Below are 2,112 nucleotides of genomic sequence, written 5' to 3' on the forward strand. Positions count from 1 at the left end.
GGGTGAGGTGGGCGTCAGCGGCGGGGTACGACTGCTATGCCTGTTGTGGTGCGGGTGATGGCTATGTCTCCTTCCTGGTCGGTGCGGTGGATCCGGGTGTGAAGGCGTTGCAGGAGGCTGAGGGTCGCCGGGGACGGGTGGCCGTAGTCGTTGCCCTCGCCGACCGAGATCAGGGATACGGACGCGTGGGCGGCGGCCAGGAATCCGGGGTCCTGGCTGCGGGAGCCGTGGTGCGGGACCTTGAGGACCTGGACGCGGGGGACCCTCGTCTCCAGAGCGCGTTGCGCCTCCTCCTCTATGTCGCCTGCCAGGAGGGCGCTGAAGCCGGGTTTGCGGGCGACGAGCACCACGCTCGCGTTGTTGATCGTGGTGCCGTCGTCCTCCGCTGAGAGGGGGGAGCCGGCGGCCGGGGCCAGCACCGAGAGTGTCAGGTCGCCGACGCGCCATTGCTGGCCTTCCTGGCCGAGCCGGGCGGGAAGGCCGGGGGCGAGGCGTGCCTCCCGGCCGGACGTGCGGGGCGTCGTCAGGATCTCGTGGACGTCGCGCCCGTTCCGGACGCCGGACGTGCCGTCGATGTGGTCGGCGTGCGGGTGGGTCAGGATGAGCAGGGGGACGTCCTCGACGTCCAGCCGCCGGAGGCATCGGTCGGCCAGTGCGGGGTCGGGGCCGGCATCGACGACGACGGCCTGCCCGGGGGCGGCGGACAGGACGAGGGCGTCGCCTTGGCCCACGTCGCAGGCGACCATCTGCCAGCCGGGCGGCGGCCAGCCCGGGGCCGTCGCGCGCATGGCGATGACGGCGATCAGGACTCCGGCCATGGCGGCCGCCGCGAGCAGGCGCAGGCGGCGGCTGCGCAGGATCAGCAGGGCGAACCCGGCCGCGATCAGGAGTGTCATGGCGCCCAGGCCGCCGCTCGTCCACGGGATCGTGGCGTAGGGCAGCGCGGCGGCGGTGCGGGCGACGCGGATGATCCAGCCGACCGCCAGGCCCGCGGGCCACACGATCACTTGGGCGAGGGGCAGTGAGAGCGGCGCGGTCACGGCGCCGAGCGCGCCCAGGAGGGTGGCGGGGGCGACGGCGGGAGCGGCCAGCAGGTTCGCGAACACCGCGACGACGCCTATCTCGCCCGAGAGCATCACCAGGACCGGGGACACGGCGACCTGGGCGGCGGCGGCGACGGCGAAGGCGTCGGCGAGGGGGCCCGGCAGCCGGCGGGCGAGGCGCTCCCGCCAGCGCGGCGCCAGGACGAGCAGGCCGGCGGTCGCCAGGACCGACAGCGTGAACCCGTAGGAGCGCGCGAGCTCGGGATCGATCAGGACGAGGAGGAGGACGGCGGCGGCCAGGGCGGGGAGCCCCTGGCGTCGCCGCCCGGTGACCAGCGCAAGCAGGCCGATGACGCCCATGACGGTCGCGCGCAGGACGCTCGGCTCGGGACGCGCGACCACGACGAACGCCAGCACCGCGAGCACGGCGATCGGCGGGGCGCGCCGCCGGCCGAGGCCGAAGAGGCGGCACAGGCCGAGGACGGCTCCGATGACGATCGCGAGGTTCGCGCCGGACACGACCAGCAGGTGGGTGAGCCCGGCGGTGCGGAAGTCCTCGGCCAGGGCCGGGTCGAGGCGGGAGGTGTCGCCGACGACCATGCCCGGCAGGACGCCGCGCTGGTCGGGCGGGAGCCGCGCCACCGCGGCCCGCAGTCTCGCGCGCACATGCTCGGCGGCGCGCTGGATCTTCGACGGAGGCCCGAGGACGGTGGGCGGTCCACGGACGATCACGACCGCGGCGAGGAGATCGGCGCCCTCGGGCTCCACGAACCTGCCGTGGAGCCGCACCCGCTGGCTCGGCACGAGGCGAAGCCATCGCGGGTCGTTCGCGATCAGCAGCACCGGGACCCGGACCTCGGCTCTCGGCACCGCCTCCGCCCGCGCCCGAAGGGTGATTACGGGCCGTCCTTTGCCCGGTTTCGCCCGGGGATCGCCGGTGACGACCGCTTCTGCCGCCGCGAACCGCTCGTCCCGGGCGAGGTCCCGGACGGGGCCGGTGCCAACGGCCGTGGCCCGCGCCCCCACCCCGGCCGCGGAAGCAGCCGCGCACACGAGCACGACCCCGGCC

The 2,112-nt window shown here is 75.3% G+C and carries 1 protein-coding gene; it reads right to left on the minus strand.

Features of this window, described 5'->3' with window-relative positions:
- Nucleotides 1–14: 14 nt before the first annotated feature.
- Nucleotides 15–2,112 (minus strand): ComEC/Rec2 family competence protein (locus tag E1285_RS44705; protein ID WP_207947304.1); only part of this gene is annotated, 2,098 nt, incomplete at its 5' end.

Source organism: Actinomadura sp. 7K507 (genome assembly GCF_004348425.1).
Taxonomy (GTDB): domain Bacteria; phylum Actinomycetota; class Actinomycetes; order Streptosporangiales; family Streptosporangiaceae; genus Spirillospora.